28 protein-coding genes and 1 pseudogene are annotated in these 26,687 nt (G+C 52.2%); 22 read left to right on the forward strand and 7 right to left on the reverse strand.

Translation table 11 applies throughout. The features are described from left to right. Positions 1 to 20 precede the first annotated feature (20 nt). From KO116_RS23760 to KO116_RS23805, 10 genes are all read left to right on the forward strand, one after another. On the forward strand, positions 21 to 497 hold the full coding sequence (locus KO116_RS23760; protein ID WP_035565293.1) for a hypothetical protein: 477 nt from the start codon (positions 21 to 23) through the stop codon (positions 495 to 497). A 13-nt stretch (positions 498 to 510) separates the two neighbouring features. Beyond that, on the forward strand, positions 511 to 834 hold the full coding sequence (locus tag KO116_RS23765) for a hypothetical protein (RefSeq protein WP_052703887.1): 324 nt from the start codon (positions 511 to 513) through the stop codon (positions 832 to 834). A gap of 239 nt (positions 835 to 1,073) precedes the next feature. Then, positions 1,074 to 1,277, forward strand: a complete 204-nt coding sequence (locus KO116_RS23770) for a hypothetical protein (protein WP_035565295.1) — start codon at positions 1,074 to 1,076, stop codon at positions 1,275 to 1,277. Between the two features lie 16 nt (positions 1,278 to 1,293). Then, entirely contained in the window at positions 1,294 to 1,971 is a 678-nt protein-coding gene (locus tag KO116_RS23775; RefSeq protein ID WP_035565297.1) for a hypothetical protein, read from the forward strand. Then, entirely contained in the window at positions 1,968 to 2,351 is a 384-nt protein-coding gene (locus KO116_RS23780) for a hypothetical protein (RefSeq protein WP_035565301.1), read from the forward strand. The genes KO116_RS23775 and KO116_RS23780 overlap by 4 nt, the downstream gene beginning before the upstream one ends. 58 nt (positions 2,352 to 2,409) lie before the next feature. After that, positions 2,410 to 3,747: a hypothetical protein gene (locus tag KO116_RS23785; RefSeq protein ID WP_035565304.1), complete on the forward strand. Its 1,338-nt coding sequence runs from the start codon at positions 2,410 to 2,412 to the stop codon at positions 3,745 to 3,747. 18 nt (positions 3,748 to 3,765) lie between these two features. After that, positions 3,766 to 4,089 (forward strand): hypothetical protein, encoded by a 324-nt coding sequence (locus KO116_RS23790; RefSeq protein WP_035565306.1) that lies wholly within the window; start codon positions 3,766 to 3,768, stop codon positions 4,087 to 4,089. 19 nt (positions 4,090 to 4,108) lie between these two features. Continuing rightward, entirely contained in the window at positions 4,109 to 4,390 is a 282-nt protein-coding gene (locus tag KO116_RS23795) for a hypothetical protein (RefSeq protein WP_035565308.1), read from the forward strand. Between the two features lie 209 nt (positions 4,391 to 4,599). Further along, positions 4,600 to 6,540, forward strand: a complete 1,941-nt coding sequence (locus KO116_RS23800) for a hypothetical protein (protein WP_035565310.1) — start codon at positions 4,600 to 4,602, stop codon at positions 6,538 to 6,540. Between the two features lie 35 nt (positions 6,541 to 6,575). Further along, entirely contained in the window at positions 6,576 to 6,830 is a 255-nt protein-coding gene (locus KO116_RS23805; RefSeq protein ID WP_035565311.1) for a hypothetical protein, read from the forward strand. A gap of 293 nt (positions 6,831 to 7,123) precedes the next feature. On the opposite strand, the gene KO116_RS23810 is transcribed toward KO116_RS23805, so the two are convergent. The 3 genes from KO116_RS23810 to KO116_RS23820 are packed head-to-tail and all read right to left on the reverse strand — an operon-like array spanning position 7,124 to position 7,915. Beyond that, entirely contained in the window at positions 7,124 to 7,417 is a 294-nt protein-coding gene (locus KO116_RS23810) for a hypothetical protein (RefSeq protein WP_035565313.1), read from the reverse strand. Between the two features lie 23 nt (positions 7,418 to 7,440). Further along, positions 7,441 to 7,623 (reverse strand): hypothetical protein, encoded by a 183-nt coding sequence (locus KO116_RS23815; RefSeq protein WP_035565315.1) that lies wholly within the window; start codon positions 7,621 to 7,623, stop codon positions 7,441 to 7,443. Between the two features lie 28 nt (positions 7,624 to 7,651). Continuing rightward, positions 7,652 to 7,915: a hypothetical protein gene (locus tag KO116_RS23820; RefSeq protein ID WP_035565317.1), complete on the reverse strand. Its 264-nt coding sequence runs from the start codon at positions 7,913 to 7,915 to the stop codon at positions 7,652 to 7,654. A gap of 110 nt (positions 7,916 to 8,025) precedes the next feature. Between KO116_RS23820 and KO116_RS23825 the strand changes: the two genes are divergently transcribed. Beyond that, positions 8,026 to 9,405 carry an IS1380 family transposase gene (locus tag KO116_RS23825; protein WP_035564251.1) on the forward strand — a complete coding sequence of 460 codons (1,380 nt, stop codon included), beginning with the start codon at positions 8,026 to 8,028 and terminating at the stop codon, positions 9,403 to 9,405. A 234-nt stretch (positions 9,406 to 9,639) separates the two neighbouring features. Here KO116_RS23825 and KO116_RS23830 read toward each other — a convergent pair whose 3' ends face one another. Then, on the reverse strand, positions 9,640 to 9,981 hold the full coding sequence (locus KO116_RS23830; RefSeq protein ID WP_035565690.1) for a hypothetical protein: 342 nt from the start codon (positions 9,979 to 9,981) through the stop codon (positions 9,640 to 9,642). A gap of 357 nt (positions 9,982 to 10,338) precedes the next feature. Here KO116_RS23830 and KO116_RS23835 point away from each other — a divergent pair, with 357 nt between their 5' ends. The 3 genes from KO116_RS23835 (at position 10,339) to ssb (ending at position 12,488) form a co-directional block, all read left to right on the forward strand. Beyond that, positions 10,339 to 10,728 (forward strand): hypothetical protein, encoded by a 390-nt coding sequence (locus tag KO116_RS23835; protein ID WP_035565688.1) that lies wholly within the window; start codon positions 10,339 to 10,341, stop codon positions 10,726 to 10,728. Between the two features lie 120 nt (positions 10,729 to 10,848). Beyond that, a complete protein-coding gene (locus tag KO116_RS23840) occupies positions 10,849 to 11,865 on the forward strand; it encodes a M48 family metallopeptidase (RefSeq protein ID WP_035565687.1) in 1,017 nt (338 codons plus the stop codon). Positions 11,866 to 11,948: 83 nt separating this feature from the next. Then, on the forward strand, positions 11,949 to 12,488 hold the full coding sequence (ssb, locus tag KO116_RS23845) for a single-stranded DNA-binding protein (protein ID WP_045812356.1): 540 nt from the start codon (positions 11,949 to 11,951) through the stop codon (positions 12,486 to 12,488). Between the two features lie 77 nt (positions 12,489 to 12,565). Here ssb and KO116_RS23850 read toward each other — a convergent pair whose 3' ends face one another. Further along, positions 12,566 to 12,931, reverse strand: a complete 366-nt coding sequence (locus KO116_RS23850; RefSeq protein WP_144408673.1) for a hypothetical protein — start codon at positions 12,929 to 12,931, stop codon at positions 12,566 to 12,568. 157 nt (positions 12,932 to 13,088) lie between these two features. Between KO116_RS23850 and KO116_RS23855 the strand changes: the two genes are divergently transcribed. Both KO116_RS23855 and KO116_RS23860 read left to right on the forward strand, forming a co-directional pair. After that, positions 13,089 to 13,367 (forward strand): hypothetical protein, encoded by a 279-nt coding sequence (locus tag KO116_RS23855; protein ID WP_035565681.1) that lies wholly within the window; start codon positions 13,089 to 13,091, stop codon positions 13,365 to 13,367. 2 nt (positions 13,368 to 13,369) lie between these two features. After that, a pseudogene (locus KO116_RS23860) lies at positions 13,370 to 14,840 on the forward strand (DNA cytosine methyltransferase). 563 nt (positions 14,841 to 15,403) lie between these two features. Here the strand turns inward: KO116_RS23860 and KO116_RS23865 are convergent. Together KO116_RS23865 and KO116_RS23870 are read right to left on the reverse strand one after the other, a co-directional pair. Continuing rightward, entirely contained in the window at positions 15,404 to 16,519 is a 1,116-nt protein-coding gene (locus tag KO116_RS23865) for a hypothetical protein (protein WP_035565677.1), read from the reverse strand. Positions 16,520 to 17,201: 682 nt separating this feature from the next. Beyond that, positions 17,202 to 18,326, reverse strand: a complete 1,125-nt coding sequence (locus KO116_RS23870; protein ID WP_052703888.1) for a replication protein RepA — start codon at positions 18,324 to 18,326, stop codon at positions 17,202 to 17,204. A gap of 488 nt (positions 18,327 to 18,814) precedes the next feature. Between KO116_RS23870 and KO116_RS23875 the strand changes: the two genes are divergently transcribed. From KO116_RS23875 to KO116_RS23905, 6 genes are all read left to right on the forward strand, one after another. Continuing rightward, a complete protein-coding gene (locus tag KO116_RS23875; RefSeq protein ID WP_035565675.1) occupies positions 18,815 to 19,678 on the forward strand; it encodes a hypothetical protein in 864 nt (287 codons plus the stop codon). A gap of 117 nt (positions 19,679 to 19,795) precedes the next feature. Further along, complete coding sequence (locus tag KO116_RS23880) at positions 19,796 to 20,218, forward strand: hypothetical protein (protein ID WP_035565673.1); 423 nt, start codon at positions 19,796 to 19,798, stop codon at positions 20,216 to 20,218. A gap of 7 nt (positions 20,219 to 20,225) precedes the next feature. Continuing rightward, on the forward strand, positions 20,226 to 20,864 hold the full coding sequence (locus KO116_RS23885; RefSeq protein WP_158414231.1) for a hypothetical protein: 639 nt from the start codon (positions 20,226 to 20,228) through the stop codon (positions 20,862 to 20,864). 698 nt (positions 20,865 to 21,562) lie between these two features. After that, positions 21,563 to 22,450, forward strand: a complete 888-nt coding sequence (locus KO116_RS23895; protein WP_035565666.1) for a hypothetical protein — start codon at positions 21,563 to 21,565, stop codon at positions 22,448 to 22,450. 101 nt (positions 22,451 to 22,551) lie between these two features. After that, on the forward strand, positions 22,552 to 23,442 hold the full coding sequence (locus KO116_RS23900) for a hypothetical protein (protein WP_035565664.1): 891 nt from the start codon (positions 22,552 to 22,554) through the stop codon (positions 23,440 to 23,442). A 128-nt stretch (positions 23,443 to 23,570) separates the two neighbouring features. Continuing rightward, positions 23,571 to 26,681: an SNF2-related protein gene (locus KO116_RS23905; protein WP_045812357.1), complete on the forward strand. Its 3,111-nt coding sequence runs from the start codon at positions 23,571 to 23,573 to the stop codon at positions 26,679 to 26,681. Positions 26,682 to 26,687 lie beyond the last annotated feature (6 nt).

Consider the following 26,687-nt stretch of genomic DNA (forward strand, 5'->3'; position numbering starts at 1 on the left):
CTTCGACTGGAAAAAATTAGATGAATACGCACAGTCAAAACACCTCGTCCGTTGTTCCTTTCTATTTTGACCAAGAGGTGGTCAACGTCGCAACGGCTGACGCGATGCGTTATTTAAGCCAGTATGAGTGCTTTAGCGTATTTATCAGCTTTGTTCACCCCGCAACCGGCATCCTTATCGAAGAACGTGCCACCTTCTACCCCAACCCTCAAACGTCTTACGGGCAGGGTGGGTTTGGCGGGCAATGCTTTTTAACTGAGATTCAAGGCTTGCTCATAAGGATTCCCGCCAACATGGAGTTCTGGAGCCGTGATCAAGGCCCCCGGAAAGAAGCAACCTTTCAGCAGCAGCTAAGCTATTTGCATAGAGGAGAAATTGCGTCGGCTGCGGTCGAGTTTGAAGTTTTGCGCTACATCCGCATTCCCAGAAAACCAATAAGCCAACCGACCGCCGTGACTGGCCGTACAAGCTTGCAACACATTGCCGAGACGCAATGACAGGGAGGTGAACGTGAGTTACACCATCAAATGGAAGCATCGCATCACAGCGGCCAATCAAAAGCTGCCTGGGGCAGGTATGCGCTCGACAATGGCATGGTTGCTAAGGCGAATGGCCGATCGCATTGATGGTGGCAAGAGCATCCGTTACGACTACGACACGTCACCCCATATAGGCGACCACCAAGCAGCTGAATGCATAGAGCGAGGCTTTCAGCACGCTAACTGCCTACTGGCGGAAATGGCCCATCTACAAGCTTGTGAAGATGCATTGATGAAACAGCACAAAGCGCTGTTTGCTGATCATGCTTCTGGCGCTGGCGCCAGCAAACCCTAACGCGATGTTTATAATCGTCGCGTTGGTCTGTACAGCACCCTATATCGAGACGCTAAACCTGCAATATGTCTCGCTATAACGCCCTTAAAGCCCTTAAAGCCCTTAAAGCCCCTCTATGCACCCCTTTGACTTCCGCATCGCCAAGTACACTTCGTAATTAATTAGGCTCCCGCAAAAACCATGAGAAAATTGGGGTATCAATGGCTTTCGGTCTATTGATGCCCCTAGAAGGATACCCAGTGACTACGAACTACCACCAGCAGGTCATACAGCAGTACCGCGAGACGTTTTACCAAGTGAATGGACGCGAACCACGCGTGACGATCAACGGGCATCGAATCGTCGTGGATGGGTGCGCAACCTTCACCATCGGCAAGCTTCGTGAGCTAACCGCCACCCTTCGCTGGCGCATTACGGGTGAACACGATGCGTACTGTGCGTAACAATCAGGAGAGAACAATGACTTCATCGAAGTGGATTATCGCGGCAGTCGCCACCGGGCTATGGGTGGCAGGGTGCAGCAACACCCCAATGGAGCAAGCCATCGAAGACAGCGAGCGGCTAGAGCGGCACCTGACCGCCCAAGAGGCGAAGAGAGCCGAGCGGCAAATTGCAGCTGGGGATGAACAGCTGTCCACGCTACCGGCCTGGATTGTGACCAAGCCACGGCCTGATGGCACTGGCATGTACGGTGTCGGTATTGGTGAAAGCCGGGATCTAACCAACGCCATTCGTAAGTCCAACCTCCAGGCGCGCTATGACGTGGCCAAAGAAATTCAGAACGAGCTCACTGCGGAAGAAACCATCACCGGCTCCAGCGATGCTCAGTACCGTTACATCGTTAACAGCTTCGTCAATCAAGTCGATCTAGCAGGTGTAGAAGACGTGATGCGCGAAGTGCAGTCCGGGCCACGTGGTTACCGTGCCTACACGCTGGTGAAATTGCCCTATGACGACTTCAACGAAGCCTTGCAAGGCTTTGGCCAGCGTGGGGAGCTAGAAAGCGCTTATCAGCAGCTAATGGAGCGTGCCGCTAATTCCACAACGCCCAATTTAGATGACGATCTCCCCGAAGGGGGAGACCAACAAGGGGGTATGCCCCTGACAGGCCCCCTGGTTAACGAGCTATCGCTATGACGACTCGCTGTACTGTGGCGATCACCGGCACCCTAGTCATGCTCATGACCATGACCGGGTGCCAAACCACACCGCCTTCGCTTGATCTGGATAGGCGGGGCGGGTGGGTCGAAGGCAACACCGGGTACTGCGTGACAGGACAGAGCCAGTATTCCCAGCTCAACGCCCACGCGGGTTGGCTCGAAACGTACGCCGAGGAAGACTACTTGTTACTCGGTGGCCACGAATCCCAAGTGGGTTACTGGCTTAAAGCGGACGTAGAGCATATCTGGGCCATTGGAGAGCTGCGCGGGTATGTAGCAGACCATGAGCTCATTACCTCACGGGAACAGCACACGTTGGCTGGCGCTATTACCTGTGTCTCGCCGCGCTATCCCTAGCGGATAGCCCCTAACTTAATACTGCGTCTGTAGAGCGCCAGCACCAAAAGGAATGGCTATGTATCACGCATTACCCTGGCAGTCGTTAAAACGCCTTGTTGGTGTCTCTACGCTGGCGCTGATGCCGCTTATGGCGAGCGCCCAGACCGTGACGCTATCCGACGCCTATGTGCTTCATGATAACGACACCCTCAGCATAGCTCGCGCCTTGCTGGCCGATCGCATCATTCAAGAGGCGGTTAAGCAAAACGGCCAATATGTCGCCATTGAGCAGACACTGACCCAAGACGGCTTTGCGGGGGAAAGTATTCACGTTTTGAATAGCGGCTTAGTCGAGGTGTTGGATACGCGGGAACAGGTCGCCACCAACGAACACGGCCGTATGGTGCTGACGCTCGAAAAGACCCTGCAGCTTGACCCGGATAGCTTGCAGCGCCGCATCGAGGCACTGCATACCAATCACGAACAAGCCGTTGCATTGCGCCAGCTGGCTACTGAAAACCAGCGTCTTCGCGAACAGCGGGGAATACTGATGGATCACCAGCGCTTTGGAGATCCGGTCGCACGGGCCCAAGCCTTTGAGCGCTGGCGTCATGAACTAGCCAATTGGGAGCAGCGCTCCGTAAGCCTGGAACAGATTGCTCAGGCGCAAGAGGCCTTAGTCACCAACACACAAGACCCATTGCAGCTACGGGATGCCCTGCATTACCGGCTGGTTCAGGCGGGACGCCAGCTTGAAGCACAGCTTAAACCGGAAATCACCAATCAAACGGTGGTGGGGGAGCATCTTGAGCTTGAGATACGGGTTACCGGCCTGAGGAATGCAGCGGCGTTAATCCGTGATGCACTTGGGTTCCCGCTTGCCAATGACGGCTTACTGTATCCTGGCGACTATAGGCAATGGCCCCAAGATCAGCGCAATCAGTTGCGCCAGGTATTACCGGTGCTGGCCATGTTGCCGATCTACCTCACGGTCGAGGCAGGGCATGAACGGAACACGTTTGGCGGCTTTGAGAAAACAACGCGGCGTGGCTATTTCGATGGACGCTATGCAGGGCAGTCGCACTTACTGTTTGGCACCATGATGTACGCACCGGGCAAAGGGCTTAACAGCGTACGGCAAATGCCGATCCACGCCGCAATGGCCAATGACCTAGCGACTGATGATTACTTTGCCACCGATACAACCGGCTTCGCGGGGTCTACCGGGCGACGACTCACACTAGGCTTAATGCCATCGTCGCCGCAGCACACATCACGCTACGTGACCGTTGAAGACGCCGATACGATCCGTGTATTGCTAAAGCTGAAAGCGGACCGGGGCATTCCGCCTTATATCCTAGCCCGAGTGGCAGTGGGTGGCTGGGATCACTACGAAAGCCAAGACAGGCTATGAATCAATAGGAGGGGAGTTATGCAGTGTTCCTGTGGCGCAAACGCCGACCTCACAATGCAGGTGAATCGCAAGTGCAAAGCCGAACTGCGTTTCTATTCGTGTGATAAGTGCGGGAAGGTGAGTGATGGCGTGCTGGCTATCCGCGATATCGACGTATCTTGGGATGTGGCCGGGGATGCCATCGCACGGCGCTGGTTTACCACGCTCACGCCGGAGAGTGCGGAAGACCTCTATCAGTCCGTGACGGCACTACAAAACGTCTTACTTGACACAACTGCAGCGGGTGGCGAGGGCGCAGCGGATAACGGCGACCTGCATACTCAGGCAAGCTTTTCTTTCTAACGAATCAAAGGATACAACTGTGGGTAATACATCCATAAATGACATTGCCGGCATGAAGCTAACGCTGAACAAAATTGTGCGTAACACCACCTACGTCATTATCACCATGGGGTTGCTGTTCATGGCCGTAATGCCATTTATGGCAGGCTATTACGATAGCGCTCTACTCTTTGCCATGGCCATCTTGTCTGCCCTGGTGGTCTTGTTGCTGCTCCAGCGTCAACGAAAGCAGCTGGTCAAAAAACTCGAGTCTTTTCTGCGAGAGCAGCCGGTAGAAAGCGACCGCCAGGGGGCCGCATGATCTCGCTATTGGAAAAGTCTATCCCGCTTAGCGATACCCAGGTGTAGCCCCGTATGTATCGCTACCCTTGCTCTACCCACATTACCTAGCCCATCCCCCCTAAGACGTAAAGATAAACGGCAGTAAGCCGACGTTAACCAGATGCCGTTCTACGACTCAACAGCTAGATGGCGCATTACCTATAAAATTAGAACACAAGGGATTATTACGTGGCGACGCTACAAAGTTACTCTGGCTTAAAAAATTTAAATAATGCTTGGCTGGTTCGGCTCGGCATTGTCTCTGCTGGCGCCGTACTTTGTGCCGTCGCTGAATATCTAACGGGGCATCATTTCCTGCTCACCTTAGTGGCACTTGTTTGTTATTTCTTTGGCATAGCCCTATTTGTCTTCTCAGGAATATTAGCCATCTTTGTCGCTTTGGACATTGATAAAAGCGCCCGAAGGAATGACGACGAGGATTGGATACAGGGCTTAAGCATCTTCTGTATTTTAGTCATCGCTATTCTCATGATCTGGGTAGATTGGAAGTGGTTTGCGGCAATCGCTGCTTGCGGGTCCTTTGTGGGAGCTGCTACCCAGACTACCCCCGCGTGGTGGAGAACGCTTTTCTATGCTGGCATTGGCGCCATCGTCGTTATCCAGCTTTGGCTTAATACCGCGTTGATCCACTTAATGTCTTCCGGGGAGTCCCTGGTCGCTAATAGTCATGTAGAAACACAGGCTCCACTACTCGCGGCGCTAGGTTTCGGTCTTGCCACTGCCCGATGGGTATCCGTTCGAGGTACTAACCGGGTGGCGGTGTTTTTAATCGCCTTTTTAGTGTTCTTTTACGGCCAACGTCTCGCTGTCGATGTGTGGGCTGAGACGCGATCCGCCGATACACAGAACCGAGCGATTGCTTCACTTATGCTCGCCAACCGCCTAGCCAACAGTAGCGATGGAGGGCAGACGTTTCTAAACGCGGATAATCGCCTTGAAGCGAGAATTAAAACAGCCTTGCTACCAGGGAAATTAACCCTGATGGGGTTCCCCACCGAATACTACAAGCAACTACAAGGCAATGATGAAGCGCTTCTGGAAATAGGTAGGGAGCTGCTATCTCGCGAAAGTTACGTTAAGTTTAAGCCGGTTCTTGACGATATGAAGGACTACTATCGCGGCTATTTATTCACGCAGCTAGCTGCCTTTACAGATGAAAGCGTGGCACAACAAGTAGCGCGGGAACATTTCCCTGTGATGGCGGGAGGTGAGCCCCTGACGCGGGGCGCCATCGCTGACAAAATATTGACGGAAATTTGGGAGAAGACGCCAGAAAGATACCGCACAAGTAATGGCATGGGGTATGTGTTGAACGGTAATAGGGGCAGAACGCAGCTAGCGAACCATCTTGCCCAGTACGAGCTATCAATGCCTAGCCGTTGGCGCTATGAGGGCTATGAACAGTTTCGAGCGCTGTTAATGGAGGTGGTCGATAGTAGGGCAGCAGAGGTACGCGTCGAGCTTAACAACATAGGCATAGACACCGATGAACTCGCTAAGGACGTAGCCGGAACGCGCTTAATGATGTGGGGGGCTCTCACGCATGATCGTATTGGATTAATCCTTCCTCCCCCTACCACGATGGGAGACGACTATACCTACGAAGCTTATAAGAGTGATATCCAAGCGATATTTAAAAACCAAGAAGGAATTTTTCTAGCCCGTGGTCTTTATAAACTGTATAGCCTGGAGGAAAAGGGAGCGCCGGTTAAGGCCGCAATCATGCCGATGGTCGGCATTTTGGCAAGCTTTGTATTTCTGCTAACAGTACAGGTAGTGGTTATCAGAAAGCTTGTTATTCAACTAATAAACTTCCTCTATGAGCGCCTATCGGCCACCATCATATTGCGCCGCTCCGTGTATGTGATGGAACATAAGCTCAAGAAAAACCCGGTCCATTACGTTATGTACGTGACTTGGGTTTCCTTAATACTTTTGCAAAATATAGTAAGGTCAAAATTTACGACTTATGTGGTGTTGCCCAACCTTGGCCTTATTTTATTTGCTTTAGGCAATGAACAATTCCTCTATGCAACCACCACATCCGCTTTATCCGTGCTCGGGCTGGAACCTGGCTTTCCATCGTTCATTCCTGACTTTTTACTCTGATACCCAACGCAACGATACTTGATATAAGGGATGCTATGGCCAATGGGACACCCGATCTACCACGCTTCACCATTCGCCAGTTCTCCAGGCGGGTAGGGTGCAACAGCCTGTCTGAGCTTAAGGCGTCACTGAGCGAAGCCTTTGCGGGGGAGTCGGTGAGCATTCAGTACACGCGAGCGACGGGCTTGTCTGCGACCTTGTTTGTCGATGTAACCCAACAAGGGATCTTTGAAAGCTATGGCGAGCAGCGCGCTATTGATTGGGGCTTGCTTGAAGATGGCCACGCATAACGATGCGCGACCTTAGGTGTTACAAGCGGGGAGAGGGTAAGCCAGCCGGTTATCGCACAATGGTAAGTGGCTGGCGCTTTACGTCTGGCGGGGCATTCAGGAATTGGGTAAGACCTGATGTGTGTTTAACCATGTGATTTGCACTATTTGACGTATTTTTAGCAGATTCCCAAAGAGCCGCCTCATGGACGAAGGAGGCCATGCTACTAGCTTCAAACACCACTCCATGTGTAGCCATGTCCGTGACCCTAAAACGGTGTAGCGCCAGCTCAGCGACCGTTGTATGGCGTGTTTCATTCATCGTGATCAGCCTCTACCGCATCCGCCTTTTCCGCATCGTCCAATATGTGTTTCACGCCAATGCAGAACGCATCAAAGGCTAGGTCGGGCATAGGCTCATAGTCGGTGTAACCAGTGGGTGTATATGCTGGACCCTTGTTGAGCTCTTTACCGGCGCCACGCAGCCAGTGATCGGACTTTACCCTAGAGGCTTTATCATATCCGCCCGCTTTGCAGGCCTTTGCTATATCGGCACGATCTAAGCGCATGGCATGGGCGAGGGCCTTTAACCGTTGGTTATTGTCCATTATCGACACCTTTTGAGAGCAGCTTACTTTTCGCTCTCTGCTATGATTTTTTGTGCTGTAGCTTTTGCATCCATCCCCTTGCTCCAGGACTGCGCCATGTAGAATGGTTGTGCTCCGACAATACCGGTAGCGTCGGAGTAGGTGACCTCTAACGTGGCCGCGATTTCATCAATAATGCCAGCTTCCCAGCTTAAGTATTCAGACATTGAAATTAATCCCTTTCAGAAAAGCCCGTTAATGAGTGGGAGCGCTGGGTAGCAGCTGACGCAAATCCGTGGGGTGTATCCGCGTGTCATAGGCTGCCCAACCGCCATCACGACCGCCCCAGCCATCGGTCCAATCAAACACATACCAGTCCGTACCATCCCCAGGCACAGGTCGATCAAGCTGCACTACACCACCATCCTCAAGCTCGAAGATCATGCCTGATTGCAGTAGATGATGATGTTCGTACCAATAATCAGGTTGCTGGACCTTTCCTTGTTGCAGCACAGTCACGTTAACCCGCCTTATTCATGAGGCCGACCTGAAAACGAAGATAGCGGATGGTATTCTCTTGAGAAATCAGAACGTTCCGGCAAGAATCTGAACCAAGAGAGCCATCCGCTATGGGTGAAAGCCTATCCACCTGGACGCCCTCATGCAACGGCTCTGTCCGTGTTGAGCTGAGCGGCCAGCGCACTACCAGCGACAGCGGCGCTCTGCTGTTGCGTGAGGCCCTCGACAACAGCGGCGTGATTGAGGCGCTGGAAGACAATCTGGTCGATCGACGCCACCCGCTGCGCATCCTTCATTCGCTGGCCAGCCAGTTGCGTACCCTGGTGCTGCAGCGTGCGATGGGCTGGATCGACCTCAGCGATACCGACACGCTGCGCCGTGATCCGCTCTGGCAGCTGGCCTGCAGCGATGCGCGCGGGACAACGCCCCTGGCCCAGGACCGGCCGTCTCAAGCCACGCTGTCGCGGCTGCTGAGCTGCCTCGGTCGTAACGACAATATCGATGCCGTGCACGAAGGCCTGCTGCGGCTGGTGGTCTGGCGCCTGACCTCGCTGCAGAACGGTGAACGTCCCAAGCAGCTGACGCTGGACATCGACGGCCTGCCGATCAAGGTGCATGGCCACCAGGGCGGGTCGGCCTATCATGGCCTTTACGGGGCCCGCATCTACTCGCCGCTGGTCGCCTCGCTGGCCGAGACCGGCGACATGGTGGGTGGGCTGCTGCGCGAGGGCAACGCCGGCCCGGCCGAGAACGCCGACACTTGGATCCCGCACCTGGTGAAGCGACTCAACGAGAGCACCGGCGCCCAGGTTCGGGTGCGCATCGACGCCGGTTTCACCGACAACGCGACGCTGGAGGCCCTGGAAGAGCGCGACATCGAGTACCTGGGCCGACTGCGCAGTCACTCCGGCCTGCAGAAGCTGGCGGCACCGCACCTGAAGCGGCCACCCGGCCGGCCACCCGAGCAGCCTCGCGAGTGGTGCCACGATCTGGAGTATCAAGCGGGCTCTTGGTCGGCACCGCGTCGCGTGGTGCTGGTGGTGCAGGAACGCCCCGATGACCTGCTGCTGCATGCCTTCTTCCTGGTCACCAACCTCGGCAAGTTCGACTGGCCGCCGGAGAAGGTCCTGGCGCTCTACCGCAAGCGCGGCAGCGCCGAGGCGCACATGGGCGAGGTGAAGTCGGCGCTGGACGTGCACCTCTCGTCGACCGATCGTGGCGCCTCCACCGTTCAGGACGTGATGGCCCGCAACGAGGTGAGCCTGCTGCTCAGCCTCTACGCCTACCAGGTCCTGCATGGCCTGCGCTGCCTGCTGGAGCGGCAGACCCGGCAAGGCTGGAGCCTCAGCCGGATGCGCGAGCAGGTGCTGAAGGTCGCCGCCACGCTGAGGCTGCACGCTCGGCGAATCACGGTTCATCTCGGAGCCGCTGCCGACAAGTGGTGGCCGACCTTGCTTAAGGGGCTGCCGAAGCTGACCGCACTGAGCTGACGCTCCTGCGAGACCACCACAGCATCAGAAAGCGAGCGACCGGAGCGGCGGTCGGCGATCACGGCTGCTTGGACGGCCGCCATTGATTCCAAAGAGCTATAAGTAAGTAGGAAAAGGGCTGCGTTCTGGCATTACTCAACAGCCACTCGCGCTGAAGATGCGAATCCTGATAAGCAATGCCAACAGCCAGTACCTTCAGACCGCTCAATCAGCGCCCTCGTGAATAAGGCGGGGTTAAGCACCCTCCATAACCAGCGCCTTGTAGGTATAGTCGGCGTTATCAAGCACCTCTGCGCAAATTTTCGATGCCATGCGCTGCAGGCTTTCAATGACGTGTTCACGGGCAATCGCATCGTATTGCTTAGCCACCAACTCAGATACAACGCCCAGCCGGGTATCAATCCATTTCGCCTCATCTGATTCAGGGGTGCGCCAACCCACACGGGTTTCAGACCACATAATGTCACCACGCAGATGGCCGCAATGTGCCATGGTTCTATCGGCACTCCATTTGACCGTACCCAGGCGTAGCTCCTGTTGGTGTTCCGGTGTGATGTGGTGGTTTAGCTGGGCCATGTAGGGTCTCATTTAGTGTGTTAGTAAGTTGTATTTTCACATTAGCATCCAAAGTTTAAATGCCTAATTAAATGTGCGAGACGCCGCTAAATATAACCTGGAGACAATAACTAGGGTTTTATAAAGCCCCTTTTCATGTATTATTTGAACGGGTTAAGTAAGTCCGTTCGTATAAACTCAATAATGATTTCACCGTATAGGTGGCTTGTTATAAGTAGAATGTTTCGCTTGAGCATAGGCGAGTCAACACCGAACAGGTGGCTTTAAGAAACAGATAGCAGATAGAACGCTATCATCAGGCTTTGGAAATTGCTTTTTGCCGGTAGGCGGCTTGGTACACTAATAAAGAGACTGACATTGAAAGCAACGAACAGACCCACTTGGTGGGGCTATGCGGTTTATGCAGGAATTATCGTTGGTGTCCTTTACCCGCTACTTATCATTGTCGATGGTGGGGTAGGGCAGGCGCTCTTTCATTTGTGGCCATTAACGACGCTGCTACTCACCAGACCTACTTCGCTCATACAAGATCCCGGCAAGGGGTTCATTGCCTCACTTGCTGTCCTGGGGGCCGTATTGCTAAGCCATATACTGCTCGTTCAGCACCTACACGGGTACGCCACGTTTGGCTTCTCTATCCTGTTCACTCCCCTAGCGGCCTGCATTCTCGTCGGCACCGTACTGATAGCGCGCAAAGCTGCACGTAAAGTCACACCTGGCTTTGTCATTGGCTACGATTTCGCCTAATCAGCCATTTAATTACAGCTGGCGCCACATAGCGCCTTTAAAGGCGCGGTAGCCCCCCACTAGAACCCCGTTACCTAAGACACAATGGCCCATTCCAACCAAATTTAGGAGTGGGTCACTATGTCGTTGGGTTTAATCCGCATGAGCGCAGCCATCGGCGGGATTCTAATCGCCCTGGTCACGGTGACAATGCTGCCGATCTGGCTGGTGCGTGAAGCGTGGTCGTATCTAGGCGAGTGGTTTGGCTGGCAGTATCCCTATCTCTGGCTACCTGATTGGCCATTGCTGGCGCCTCTCTGGCAGTACCCACCGTTTTCGTTAGGTGGGCAGAGCATCCCGATCCCACCCGGTGACCTGTGGATTATGTGGGCATCGCTTGCACTAATGACTGCCGGCATCCTGGCATTAGGCATTCTTACCACGTCGCTTCCCCTGGGTTACCGGGTCAAAGCAGTGTGTGGTCATCCTGGCGTTCGACTACCGCCTCAGCATACTTATCAGCGCTACGTGAATGGTTTGGCACAACAGTACATGACAGGCCCTGTTCAAGTGCGCACTGTGCCTCATGCGTCCATTATGGCATTTGTAATGAGCTCACCCCGTAACCGCCACGTCATCGTGGTATCTGATGGGTTATTTGCCCAACCGCCAGCGATCGTCCAATGGGTAATCGCCCATGAAGTCGGTCACATACGATTTGGCGACACGCAAAGCACTACGCTATGGCTCTTGGCGTTTAAGAGCATCCGGCTGCTCGATGCCGTCCGCTTACGAATCATGAACGTCATTCTCCGGTTGCTGGCGCGCATCCCGCTGCTTCGGCTCATTGTATGGCCGGTTTACCTTGTGTTTAGAGCCCTGTCGTTCATTGCATGGTTAGGGCAATCGCTCGGGAGCTTGATTTTTTTAGCCGCGGATCGCTGGGTAAGCCGACGCATGGAGTTCCGGGCAGACCGGTTTGCTGTGCACCATGAAGGTACCGCGCCAGGATTACATTTCTTCAAGTATTTAGTGGGCTCATTTGAACCCACGTTCGACCTCCTGGCGACGCACCCGAACAATATCCAGCGCTATGAGGCCATTATTCAACTCATGGAAGATGCGGACGTTAAAGAAACACCGACTAACGCACTGTGATTACACGTCGCGTTAATTAATTAGGCTTTTAAAAAAAGACTGATAGCTTATTCGCTATAGACATTTAACGAGAGGGAATTGACATGCGCGGTGTGAATAAAGTCATCTTAATTGGCGCACTTGGTGCTGACCCAGACGTAAAACCAATGAATGGTGGTGGCATGCTGGCAACAGTAAATCTGGCCACTACGGAAAAATGGCGCGATAAAGCGTCTGGCGAGCAAAAAGAACAAACAGAGTGGCATCGTGTCGTGTTCTTTAACAAGAGCGCGGAAATTGTGCAGAACTACCTACGTAAAGGCTCAAAGATTTATGTAGAAGGTCGTTTGCAAACTCGGAAGTGGCAAGATCAGAACGGCCAGGACCGGTACAGTACAGAGATTGTGGCCAACGATATGCAAATGCTGGATGGCAGCAATCAAAACACGACAGGGCAACAGAATCAGCAGCGCCATCAGCAGCAGAACCAGCAGCAGAATTATCAGCAGCGCCCGCAGCAGGCTTCACCGCCTCAACAACACCAAAACTATTCTCAGAACCAGAACTACTCCCAGAATCAGAATCAGGCGCCAGCCCCAGCACAGCGCCAAGGAACGCCGGTTGCGAATCCTTATGGCCAGTAGGCCAATACATCGCTAAAACGCTCACAAGCGCGTCCTAAGGGCTGAGAACCACGTGTTCCAGCCCTTTTTATTGGCATCTACGTCTTGGCCGTCACCCGGCAAGGTAAATCAATTTGTTTGCCTCTCTCAGTCCACACCGTTAACCGGGTTTCCCCAGGCTTCATTACTCGATCTATCTGGCGTGGATCAATCGTGATCATGAACGGAGTGGGTGAGTCGTCTTCAAACACAACATCCCAGCAGCCAGCCGAAACAATGGACGGCTCAATTATTGCCTGCACGCCCGTACGCATATCAGCAATAAACTGTTGCGCTATGTTTGGAACTAGCAAACGCCATACACCTGCGTTGCCTGTTAAATACATCAAGCCTCGTTTAGCATGGTCTGATCGCCAATAATTTGTATCTTCCAGGTCTTCACCTCTATTTGAAAAAGTAAACACGCAACAAACCCCTTAGCATTATTAAAATTAATATTCGGTAAAGAACGTCAAATGTTAAAATCCAAACTCACCTATTAAATAGCTTTATTTAAATAGGGTAAATACGTGGCCATGTTAGCTTATTGACAAGCAAACGCATTGCTAATTGGAGCTTCCCATGGACCTGTTCGCCACTGACACGCCGCCTAACGACACTGCCACCCCGATAGATACCTTTCGCCAGCACATCACCGCTGGCGATGCTAAAGCCGCCGTGTTGTATCTCCGCTCGTTAGATAAAAACACGTTACAAAAGCTGCTGCTCTTAACTGGCTTCTCTATTGGTGGCACGTATCGCCAATGGATTAACTACCAAGCAACAAAGCTGCTGGATGCGGCCGCAAACCGGGCTTTACCGCGTGAACCACGTCCAGGCGATTGGGAGGCGTGGAATTAAGCATGAGCTGCTACCAAAAGAATTTGCAGGAATTGAACTACGGTCTGTTTGGCCATGAATTAGTGGTCGATAACTTTGCCGGGGGAGGGGGAGCATCTGAGGGTATCGAGCAAGCGCTAGGCCGTATGGTAGACCTTGCCATTAACCATAACCCCCTGGCCCTGGCGGTTCATGCTGTCAATCACCCTACTTCTGAGCATTCGGTTGCCGATGTGTGGGATATCAACCCCGAAACCGCCACCGATGGCCGACCTGTGGGCTTATGCTGGTTTAGTCCTGACTGTCGCCACCATAGCCGTGCAAAAGGCGGTCGCCCGGTTTCTAAGTCAGTACGTGGCCTAGCCTGGGTAGCCGCTCGATGGGCAGAAAAGGTGAAGCCTCGCGCAATCGTTCTTGAAAACGTCAGTGAGTTTATGGAGTGGGGGCCTCTCATCAAAGGCCCGGATGGTAAAACGCGCCCATGCCCGGTACGCAAAGGACAAACATTCCGTGCGTTTGTGCAGCGACTAAAACGCCATGGCTACGACGTTGACTGGCGTGTGCTTAAGGCGTGTGATTATGGCACCTACCATCCGAGAACGCTTCTTCCTGGTGGCTCGCCGCGATGGGCGCCCCATCATCTGGCCGAAGCCTACCCATGGTGAGCCCAGCTCCTTAGCCGTGCTGCGAGGTAAGCTGAAACCGTGGGTGTCGGCAGCTGAGTGTATTGATTGGTCAATCCCCACGGTGAGCATCTTTGATCGTAAGAAGCCATTGGTGGACGCAACACTGCGTCGTATAGCCAACGGCATCGCCCGCTATGTGGTCCAGAACCCCCAGCCGTATTTTGTGAAGCCCCACCAGCCAAGCCCAGGCGACGTACTGGAGGATTGCGCAACAGAAGGTAAGCCATCGCATGGCTTATGCAATGCCCAACGGGTAGCGGCGTTTTTGGAGCAATACGCCCCAGGCAAGCTCGCTGATACAGCTGGCGCCCCTATCACGCTGACCACGGATCAGATACCGGGCCCGCTGGCTGCCTTGATGCTCAATATGAAAGGAAGCCAGCGCCAAGCCAGGGATATCACCAGCCCGCTCTCAACGATCTGCACAGGCTCTACTCATGCGTATCTAACCGTTGCTTTCCTCGCACCGTACTACGGCAGTGGCAGTGGCCTCACCGGTAGGGATTTAAACGATCCATTACCGACAATCACGACCAAAGACCGGCTTAAGTTGGTGACGGTTACGCTCGATGGGCAAACCTTTGCGCTCGTAGATATCGGCATACGGATGTTGCAGCCACACGAACTAGCGATGGCTCAAGGCTTTCCCAAGGGTTACATGTTCAGCCATGCAAATGGCGAGAAAATAGCCAAGAACAAGCAGGTCATGCTCATCGGAAACAGTGTCCCACCCCCGTTAGCTAAGGCCATCGTGCAAGCTAATTTCGCCCATGAAAGCCAATTACTGACCAGTCCAGTTGCCGCTTAATCGGTAAGTCAGTCCTCGCTATCCCCTGGTAACCGTACTCGCAAAAGGGGGTAGTGAGATCTGCTTAGAGGGATGTATGAAGTCAGTCATGAAATGACATACTTATCCACAATACTTGTGCATAAACATGTGAGTAAGCGTGTTAGTAACCGATATGTCGTGAATAATCGCTATCGGAAGTCATGAATAATCACTATCGCAATGGGCATGAATAATCGCTATCGCATCGTGAATAATCACTATCGTTTTATGCATAATTGCTATCGTTTTATGAATAATTGCCCCCCCCCGAAACCTATACGCTGTAAGGGTTACGTCTTTTACCTGTAGTAGTGTCTAAAGCCCTTTATCAAAAAAATAAGATTTTTCCCCTTTACCTTAGGCCGTGAATTTTTGGGGATAAGTATTCGGAGGGGAGGCGGTATTCGGAGCAGGCAGCAGCCGCTACGCCAAGGTGGCAGGCGAACAGGTGCATAAATAAGGCCTAGAGCTGCGCTAGTGAGAAGAACGACAATGCAGTAAGGGGTATGCCTATGGGTGGCAGTGCTGGCGCTTAGAAAGGCTTACAGCAGGGATAAGTTCATTTGTCGTTCTTGGCGGGTTCTAGGCGAAAGCATCAAGGCCTTTTCGACGTTCATGTGACGTGCATTCGAGGCTTTAATTTCAGCGACCAGTTCATTACTGGGGTACAGAAGAAACTCTGCATCCACCACAACCGGCCGTCCCGAGCCCTCGGAGCGTTGCTTGATAACGCGCTTCTCATAGCTGGCCAACGTACGGTCCGATTGCAGACGTTTAATCTCTTTCTCCAGATACGACACCCCATCGGTCACTCGCGAATAATTTAACCCGCTGGTGGTCTCTCGAAGCTCGCTGAACAGCACGCGCAAAGGGGTACATGAGGACAAATTGGTGGTGAAGATAAGGCGCTTTACCAGGGTAATGCCATAGCTACGCCGTGCATAAAGCCGTGTGAGGTCATATTGGCGGTACTGAGCGCTTTCGATCGCCTTGGCGACTACCCGGTGAAAGAAAACCCGCCATTGAGCTTCGGGTGAATGCCGAGCGTTGCCTTTAGCCGTCGCTGCTTGATACTCCGTGATGATACGACTCCGAGCAACGGCCTTCCCATTTGCTGATTCGAGCAGAAATTCTGACGACGTGAGGATATCTATCGACTCGACTATCTGCCGATGATTGTAGGTGTGGCCCATAGCCTCCAGTTCACGTCGAAGCTGCCGGATCGAAAAAACCACACCGTATTGGCGTTGTCCCTGATCAACCTCACAAATGCCCCCAATGTCTGACGCCAACTTCATAAGGGCCAGCTCAACCGCTTGCTCTTTGATACCGGGATAGCGCCGCATCCATGCTTCGCCTCGTTGGCTGTAATCGCGGCAGGTACCAGGAAATTGGGTGAAGTCGAATCGCTGACCGGCGTAGGAAAATTGTGACTCTACGGCATTGGGTAGTTTTGCCTCGGCATTTGCCGCTTCGTTGGCGTACTTAGGCAGCCAGTCCCAAAACACTATGGCATTGGATATGGATTGGCGATCTGCGCTCTGGTTGTACAAAAAGGATTGAAAAACAGCCAAAGGGAATTGGTCGGTATCAACCGAATCACGCGCCAGGATCACTTCATCAGGGCCATATAATGACCGGTTAGCTTGATTATCCATTCGCACCTCCACAAAGCGTCACTGCCACCGTATCGCAAAAGTATGGTCGAGGGTGGGTGCTACAGCTCGCAATACGGCGACGACACGCAAAAAATTAGTGCTAATAATCGTAGAGGTGGGTGCGCCAGCTCGCAGTAGCACTCTGGGGGCATTGCCACTCGCATGGGTCGAAACCCGACTAGGTGGGGGTTTTGACTCGCAGTAGCCACGCTCCAGCGCTCAAATTGCCTAGGTACCCATACCGCTTCTGTCCACGGCACACATTGCTGGCGCTGTACGCCTGGGTGGAGGCTGTGGCTCGCATTAGGTGGAGGCTAACGCTCGCAATAAAGCAAATAGCTGGTTATGCAGTCAGTTACGAACCGTTTTATCCACACAATAACCGGTGATAGGTGGGGGCTACAGCTCGCAAGAACGCAGAAGGGTGGGGGTCATTGCTCGCAAGAGCTGAACAGGGTGGGGGTTACCGCTCGCAGAAGGTGGGGGTTGTGACTCGCAAAATATCAGAAGTGGTAGTTATGACTCGCAGTAGGTGGGGGTGCTGGCTCGCAGCTGCAGGGGATAGTCTTAGCAGAACAAAGGCTTAGACGTGATCCCCTTTGGTTTCCTTATTCTTTATATTCCTTGTTATCGCTCACGTTACTACCCTGACGGTTTGCACTATATCGACCCAGCCAGCCCACTATGCACCTTTGACCTTGTACGGTACCGGAGGCGGGGAACGTTTGAGGCGCAAGCCCGTTTTAACGACGGCTATGTCAGCCTCGGGGTAGACGGCATGTACACGCTTCAACACTTTCAGGAATTCTCGCTTGAAATTGCGAGTAGCAGCATCACCCGTATATTCAGAACCAAACTGCGCATGCAGCTGGTGCCAGCGAAGAATGGTGTAAGAACCCTTGAGCCGATGCAATCGCTCTGTAAGCATAAGGTAGCAATCCAATGCAAGAGCAGACCCCTTCAAGGCATGCAACGCCCGCATATCAACCGGTACCGCGTGTTCGGCTAAATTCTCGTAATAGCGATCACTGAAAATGACCGTTTCAGGCCACATTTCACGACACCCGGTAGTTTCGGTGGTCCAGGCTTCGAAGCCCTCGATAATATCGCCTTTCATCGTATAGGCCCGATCCTTGACGTTATAGCCCAGCGTTAACCGGCACGCTGCCAATGCCTGGACCTGCTTTTTAAACATCGTGTAAGAGCCATTGGCGCCTCCCGAAGGGGTAATGCCCAAGGTGCGAAGAAAGGCAGACGCACTTGGCCCTACGTTCACCGTGGGGGAGCGCTGGCGCAAAGCTTCACTGTTCAATTGCGCGAGAATGAGACGTGGAAAGGCGCCATACGGGAGCGGCTGATCAACAAACTGCTTACCATCCCATAATGAGCCAGCGTCGATCTGTATGGCCACACCATCACATACCCGAGATTGCCGCGTTTCAGCGGTCTTACGTCGCGGCAACCCTAGTTGACACAGTACAGTGTGCATAAACGCTATATCGTCATTTTGTGGTAGAGAATCGCGTATTTGCTTGGCGAATGCCTGCAATGCTTTCGGCAGACCCGCATCCACAACAGGGAGTGCTTTCTTAGCTGTTTCCACCGTCTGGGGTTCATTAGCGGAGGCAGCGTGGATAGACGGGTCAGCTTGCTCACGTCGCAGCTGCAGGACTGCATCCCCGGCCTCATCACCGAAGCTTTTGCGTATGAGTTCGAGAGCAAGACCTGGCGCAATCTGATTCTCGCTTAACAGCGCTTCCATATTAAGCGCGTTTTGTCTTGTCGTGGCGTCTAACGTAGCGGGCATCTTGCTTTCCAAAACAGGTGGCGGGGTCGATCGTGGTGGTATCGGCGCATCATATCCTCCCGCTTTGGAAACACAGGGGCACTGACCATGCCTTTAAAGGCACTCAGCAGCACATTTGAGGCCCGGTAATGACCTAATGGGTGCCACCCAGGATGTGAAAGCTGTAATCCCGCTTAACTATGTCCATTTAAAACAAATATAATAAATAAAAAAGGTTTTAAACGCACATTGTAAAAGTTTATTAAAACAGCTTATTTAAATTGACCGATAAAGTTTACCGTTTAAACTCACCGATAAATTAAAGCATTAAATAATGATTGTTTAATGGATATTGCAGATTCGATAGACCTGTAGCCTCCTGATAGCCCTTATGGGATGCTTCCGACTCCAGTGTGGGTAATTTGTTGGGTGATAATACCCCTATAGCCGACTACCTGAACTGGCAATACCTACGTGAACATTCAAGACAGTAAAAAAAGGAACTCACATTGACTCATCTGCTACTAGAAGGCCTTCAAGGACGGTACGAAGTCGAGGCAATGTGCGTGACTGAGACGGGCATCGCCCCTATCGAGCTGATGGAAACTGAACAGGTGCCGCAGCTGTGGAGCCTAACTGACGAAGATCATCAACAGCAGCCTGTTTATGGGGATAGCTTAAGGGAAGTAATCCAGCGCTGGTGCAAGCTAGAAGTGGAGGAAGGCTTGGCTTTGCTCCAGCAATCACATTCGCAGCCGTACGAATTCCGATCCAGCCAGCAAACAACCTGGGCATGTGATATTACCGAGACAACCGGGATGGTAATCGCCCGGTTCAAATACGCAAAAGAAGCTTCACGCTGGTTTTCTTTACTGAACGCAGTTACATCGCAACAGCGCGAGGCCTGTATTGATAATTACCTCACCGAGGTGTTGCCCTATGCCAATCACCATCATCGGTGGTGGATGCCGTTAACCCTTCGCCATCAACCCTTCAAGCCAACGCCTATCCTGCTAGATCGTCTTTCGTTAAAAGCCGATAGGCAGACTCCTCCTCCTGAACTTTGGTGGGAAGTTTCGAGCAGTAACAACACTGAACACGTAGTAGCGGAATTTAGGATAGCTACGATGGCCAAGGCATTTAGCGCAGCGCAGCTCTATCGACTTACCGCCACCTACCGCGATCTGTCTCCAGGCGCGACCGTGGCAATTAAGGGAGGGCAGAGCCAAGCGACAGTGGTGGAGACACCACTACTGAACCAGCTGGCGCCTTCCAGCATGATTAAGGTTCGCTTCAAACCGAATGAGGTGACACAGGTAGAAGCCCAAAAGCTGACTTGGGTGATGCCCAACCAATCAGCAGCGAATTCTTAACTTACGCTGATATGGTGTAATACATGTATTACAGTAATTACAGTTATTCTTGAGCGTTTATAATTTTGGCTAGGACAGCCCCTATCCTGCAGCCGCTATGATCAGAAGGTGACAAATATGATGGATGACTACGAGAAGATGAATGCACAAAGCGAATGGTCGCCTTGTGATTACGCTGTGCCGTTAGCAAGCCGCGCCAAGATATGCCATTGGCACATTGAGAGGCCGAATGAACCAGTGCCCGAAGGTGCAATCGAGCTGAACCCAGCCAAGCCACTCAAAAAGAACAGCTTTGCACTAGCGGTACTTCCCGAGGAAAAAGACGCAATACCTGGCATAGGCCAATACGTCTTTATTGAGCCCGGCAGCGTGCAATCAGGAGATGTTGCAGCGGTGATCGAATCGCACAACGTCATTACGCTTATATCAGTGAGGCAAGAACCGACGGGTACGTGGTGCGTCGATGCTGCGCACAGTCCTCTACGCACTACCATTGACGCTGAGCGCATCGTGGGGCGAGTTGTGGGAAGCATTGAGTAGGTTAATCATGAGGCAAACGATGGATACCCCAGGCAAGGTAATTCTTGTAGACGGTGCTAGCGCCAGCTGCGCACAAGTAGAGTGCTTGGTACGGGAGGACGACATACTTCTGGTAGCGCATAGCGACGAAGCCGATCCCGAATGCTGGAGAGAGCTTTATCCGCAGCCCAGTGACATACGCTTGGTACCGGTCTCTCGGGCGCTCAAGCAGGCTACCGGATTGTCGCTGGCATTTGCGGCTGGTGAGCTAGTGGCTTCACGTAAATGGCTAATCCATGTCCCGTGGCTGATTGTGTCCAGTAGCCAGGACTTTCAGGCCATTACGAATTGCCTTGCACAGCGGGGCATTGAAAGGTGCATGCAGGTCACGGTGCACCCTCTCCCAGACCAGCCTAGCAATGACACTTCGCTACTACACGGTGCTAACCCTGTTGCAGAGGAGCTAAACGAACTCATTCAGCGCACCTCGGGCTATCCGATCTTAATATCCCAGGTGAGACCGTTAATTACGGAGCATGCACCTAACGTAGTGGACGCGCTAAAGGGGAGGGGGAAGCTCAAGAAGCAATTATGGGAGCTGGGTTTTCATTGCGATGCTAAGAACGTCGTGAGCTGGACCATGGCGGAGTTATGTAGGGCGGGCTAATTGCAGAGGTGTGATTAAAGGTACCTGAACTCTGACCCCTCAAAGGTCAGAGTTTTTTTTGCGAAGAATTAAGAACCTAGCGGAAGTGGCAAGCGAGTACATAGGATTGCAGTCTCTTTTACGATTCTTGTTTCTTATTGATCAAGTGTAGTGTCTGAGGCCATGCACTTGTTTCAAGCGCGATGACCATTACCACCGCCGGCACTAAGAGCATGGGGTTTAGCGTCACAAGGCCCGCAATGGAGAATCCAATTAGCACCAATGTCAGCGTGGATTGTGGTAGCGACTGATAAGGTCGGTTTGTAGGTCGATACGGCTGTAAAAAAACCTTCAATTTCTGCATAAATACCTTCCACATTTAAGGGTTAGATTAGGAGCTTTCCGCACAGGTTGCGCGGCAATGATAAAGACACTGTTGCATTGTGAATCACAGGATAGTAATAGCATCTACATTTGTTTATATCATAACTAAATAGATAGCATAATTAAAAAATATTAGAAAGCGGCTATTTTCCCCTTACTGAACACTTTGTGCTAACACAACAGATTATATCCAATTTGTGTGGTCTGCAGAGCAACACAATTAAATAGGGTAGATAAGATTTATTGGTAGTATTGGATTAATACTAAATAAATGATCGCTGCTCAGCTCTCAAGTGGTTTTAGAGGTGTGCAAAAGAAACAACCCAGGAGTCGGTATGTTTGAAATAGCCCCCTTCAAGCAGCGCCTGTTAGAAAATGTCGCTGAACTGATAGAAGCACGCCAGATGTTCCAGGTAGCGACAACGAAAATGAATGGACTTGGTGAAACCAGGCTCAGCTCACAATACCTAAGTGATATTCCCGGCGCGCTCACACGGTTATTGAAAAGCCGATTTAGTGAGGTAGAGATCCAGCTAACAGCTGAATACAGCAATGGGCTCCCCGTTAATATCACCACTAATGAGCAGTTTTATAGATTTGTCTCACACCCGTACTCTGGAGATACACGGTATTTATCCGACGCGCTGAATGATGAACTAAAAGCCGTAGAAGGTAAGAGCCCACATGAGCAAGTGCTGGCTTTAGAAAACACCGTACATAACATGCCCTGGAGCAAGATTAAGGAGGACTTCGATTCCCAATGTTTGAATACTAAAAAATCGGGGATGAGCGCATGCACGCTGACGGTTCACGACTTCTTCTCAATCGACAAAAGGTACAATAAGGCCGTCTTCAAAAATGGCTGTTTGGTTGCTACACGAGACTACACTGGGGAGTCTTGGGATATTCGCGGCTATATCCAAGCCATTAGCAATGTACAGGACGCATTAGGCCCCATCGTCGCAGAAGCCAACCTGGATATAGGCGATAGCCTACAAGCGTTGCTAACGGCGCTTGAAAAGACCTACCACTCCCGACAGCCCATCCCAATGCGTACCCGCTTTGGCAAAGGATCAGCAATAGATGTTACGGTATTTAAAACAAAAATAACCTTCACCCTGAGCCCTGCCGTGGTCGAAGCGATCCAGGCCTCGACCGTGTTATATTGTGACGAACACGTTATTGATAGCTTTATGAACCTTATGGATGAAACGCCTGCTTAACCGATTCTCGATACAGGCGTTAAAACTTTGCTTAAATTAAATAGGCTCTTGGAAAAAACCGGGTTAGCATAAAGGTATAAATCATTCAGCAGGTAGTGACGATGTTTAACATAGATGCCTTTAAAAAAGAGCTTATCGAGAACGTAGCCAAGTTAATTGAAGCGCGGGCAGCGTATGCTAACTCAGCACGTACTTTAAGACAGCTTGGCGATAGTGATGCCGATAGGCATTATCTACCCGCCTTAAACAATGCGTTTGCAAGTATTTTGAAAGTCCATTTTGAGCGTGTAGAGAAAGACCTAACCGCTGAATATAGTAATGGCCTTCCTGTTGAAATTACGACAGATTACAGTTTCTACACCTACGAAGATTATCATAATAGAAATTCAGGGCGGTTCCTTAACTACCAACGAAACCAAGAGTTATTAAAAATCGACAAAGAGAGTCTTCATAGCCAAGTTCTTGCTTTAGAAACGATGATCCACCAGATGCCCTGGGACAAAATCAAAAAACATTTTGATGATCAGTGTGAAAACGTCAAAAGTGAAGGCATGCGGAATGCAGTCCAAAAGGTAAATCGCTATTTTAGAATTGCTAGAGGTCGTGATAAACCCACATTCAAGAAAAATAGCTACGTCATTTCTCGTTATTACAGTGGCCATGCTTATGATCTACATACCGACGTTGAGGAGCTAGGCGCCGTTATTCAATCATTAGCACCAATAACAACCGAAGCCTCGGTTAACGTTGGAGATAGCCTCCAAGAGCTACGTAGCGCTTTAATTGAGAACTGTCAGACTCGCACCCCTATTCCGATGCGTACCCGCTTTGGGAAAGGATCACAAATGGATATCACCGTCTTTAAATCTAAAATCACCTTTTCATTAGGTGCCAGCTTAGTTGAAGCAATCCAGAGCGCTACCATTATGTACGGTACAGACGAAGATATTGATAGCGTGATGGCATTAGTGGCGAGAGCCGAAGCGGCATAACCCCATTGAAGTTAAAAAAACCCAGCCTAAGCGCTGGGTTTTTTGTTGCTGCACATTTAAATAGGGAGTTTAAAAACGTGGTGTAAAGTAATTATAAAGCAACGTTAGATAGTCACGGGAAGGGTGTCATGGGTCATTTTAATTGGACGATTTTAGACGAACTCGCTTCAAGAGGCAGTCGCGCAACGAAGGCCCAAAACATGGGCGGGCTGCATGCCAAGCGAAAAGAAACCCTTTCGCAGTTCTTTACCCCCGCGTGGGTGGTCAAAGCGGCATGGTCGCTAATTTCTCCAGCCTTTGCACCTGGCTGCCGTTACCGCTTGCTCGATAACTCAATAGGGGCGGGTAGCATGTTTCGTTTCGCCCAGGCAGAGCAACACACCTTACATGGGCTTGATGTTGACCAGGAGCTCATCGACGCCGTTACCGATCGGCTGGACGCTGCAGGCTATCAAGTCGATATTAAAGCCATTCCCATGGAGGATGCCGTACTTGGCCAATACAGCGCAGCACTTATCAACCCTCCATTCTCCATCACGTTATCTAGCCCGAATTTAACGCCTTTCCCAGGCGTTACCACGTTTGGTAAGCATGGCCCCCATACCTCGGCACTGTCTCACGAATACGCCTTGGCTCAAGCCCTCGATAACGCCGATATCGTTGCCGCGGTCGTCCCACGTACGACAACCCAACGGCTGACTGCTGGGGAGCTTGGCGATCTGGATAAGCGACTGGTTGCGGTCTACCGTCTCCCTGCCAATGCGTTCACCCAAGAAAACGTGGTTAGCGTTACAACAGACCTGCTTATTTTTGGCGAACCTGCCCAGCAAGCCAAGTGGCACGATGGCGGCACGCTGTCACCTGATGCGCTTCCTTCGCCGCTCCCCACGCTCTTAGCCTGCCGAGAAGAACGTATGCTTAAGACTAAGCCGGTGGGTGCAATTGGCGTCGATGAAGGGGAGCCGGTTGTATCCCTTCCTGTCACTGGAGATACCCGCGTTGTTATGGACCGGGCAGGGCGCCATATCAAGCTGACCTTTCACGATGCGGCAACCGAGGTAAGGGTTAAGAATGCGCTATGGGAATCACGCCTGATTTCTAATGAGCTCCATCGCTATTCCCCAACGACACGCTATGCAGGCCAATACCGGTTATCCCTTGATGCGATTGTCCTGCAGAAAGACCCTATGGCAGCGTTGGAGTCCGTAGCTGCTCGTATTACCGAGGCCGGGGGGAATCCCACCATTACGGCCCAGCTTCGCCATGGCGTTGCTTCGCTCGTCAAAGAACATCAACAAATGAGCATTCCCTATGGCCGGTGGGTTTATCGCAAAGGCACCCCCAGCTTTTCAGCAACGGCTAAGCGGCTAGCGATGATCGACAAGCGCCAGCGTACGTCTGTGGTGGCCATGGGTGAAACCGTCACGGCCCTACGCAGCAATGACGGGTTTAACGTGACGACGGCACGCGGTGTGTTCGCTATGAACCACGACGCCTTTTTCAGCCTGTTTGATATGGAAGAACAGGCAGCGAGCGCCGACTATTGGGAAGCCATTCATCCGCCGATCCGTGAGCACTACCCCCAGCGTATTAGCCAGCTGGAAGCGCAAGCTCGCGCTTTGGGCTTAGACCGTTGGCTTACCTGGGATTTCCAGCTAGAGGATCTTTGCGAGCTGGCGTTCCGCCCGGTGGGTGGCGTGTGCGCGTGGCAAATGGCGTTAGGTAAAACCCGGCTCATCTTGGCGCTGGCGCTTTTACAGCCTGGAAAGTCGCTGATTGTGGTCAAGTCGCGCCTAGTGGATGAACTCATGCGTGAGCTGGCCTTGCTTAAAGTGCCCGCCGACCACTACCAAGCCATTACCCGCGCCAGCGATTTGGCCAGCCTGAGCAAAATCAACATTGTCAGCTACGAATCTATCCGCAGGCCGCTAAATGTGAAATGGCCAAAGCTCACCCTGGCTCGGCGCTTGAAGGGGCGGTTTGCCAACATTTACTGCGATGAAGGCGGCTTGCTGAGCAATGCGCACTCCCAGCAAACCCAAGCGGTGTGGTCGTTGGGCGGGAAAAAGCATTATGTGTTCGATGGCACGCCTATGGCGAATTACCCCCGTGACATGCTGCCGTTAGCGTGCTGGACCATGGGCGCAGAGCGCTCATACCAGCCGTATAGCGTCGATGCGGGCTTTATGTACCCTGAGCTGTTCAATAGCGCCTATAAGCAGAGTAAAGGCCGGCAGGAGTTCCATAACCATTATGTAACGATGGCGTGGTCCACCAATGAGTTCCACGAGACGGGCCAGGGGGCTAAGCGTGAGATACCTAAGATCCGGTCCGCAGGGCTGGCGCGATTCCGCCAGTGGTTGAGCCCCATGGTGAAACGTCGCGTGCAGCAAGAGCCGGATGTGGCGCGGCATGTCAGCTTTCCTGTGCCAACGCTGCATGAACCAATAGCGGTGGAGTGGGATATCGACCACTTGGTTACCTATGTACAGACCGTAGAGGAGTTCGCGGACTGGTACCGGGATTATCAAGAGCGTACCAATGCCGATGGCAAAAGCCTCAATCTGACGATCATCTTGCAACGCCTGGAGGCGTGTTTTAAGGCCGCAAACGCGCCGCACACCTTGAGTGGGGTAGTGGCACCCTACCTGCCTACTACCAGCAAGCAACGGGCGTGTATCGACCTTATTGTTAAGGAAGTGGGCAAAGGGCGTCGTCCTATTGTTTTTGCACGCAACCCCTCGACGTTAGAGCGCTTAAAGCGCCTGCTCGATAGCCAGGGCATCACGTCTATGGTCTTCACCGGGGCCGAAGGTATTAAAGCGCGGACGAAGCGGCTAAACGCCGAAATCCGCGAGGGCGATACCCAAGTGATGTTGGCCAGCCTGGGCGTGACGCAAGACGGTTTGAACCTGCCGGAAATGAACACCTTTATTTTCTATAACCGAAGCTTTAAAGCGCGGGAAGAATTCCAAGGTATTTTCCGTCTGCTTCGTGCTGCACAGACAAAAGACGTTTACGGCTACTTCCTTCACTTAGCGGGAAGCCTCGATGACTACCAGGGCCAATTAATTCACTGGAAAGCCTTAGCAAGTGAGTCGGGGCTAGATTACGGGGAGGGCATGGATGACGACGCGGAGTTTGTGCACTTCGATGCGGTACTGCAGCGCTTCATCGCGTCGTTACCGGGCCTGAAAGATAAAATTGATAATTTGCGCCAGCGCCAACGTGCCGCCTGAGAGGAG

Origin of the sequence: Halomonas sp. KO116 (assembly GCF_000734975.2) — a bacterium.
Lineage (GTDB): Bacteria > Pseudomonadota > Gammaproteobacteria > Pseudomonadales > Halomonadaceae > Vreelandella > Vreelandella glaciei.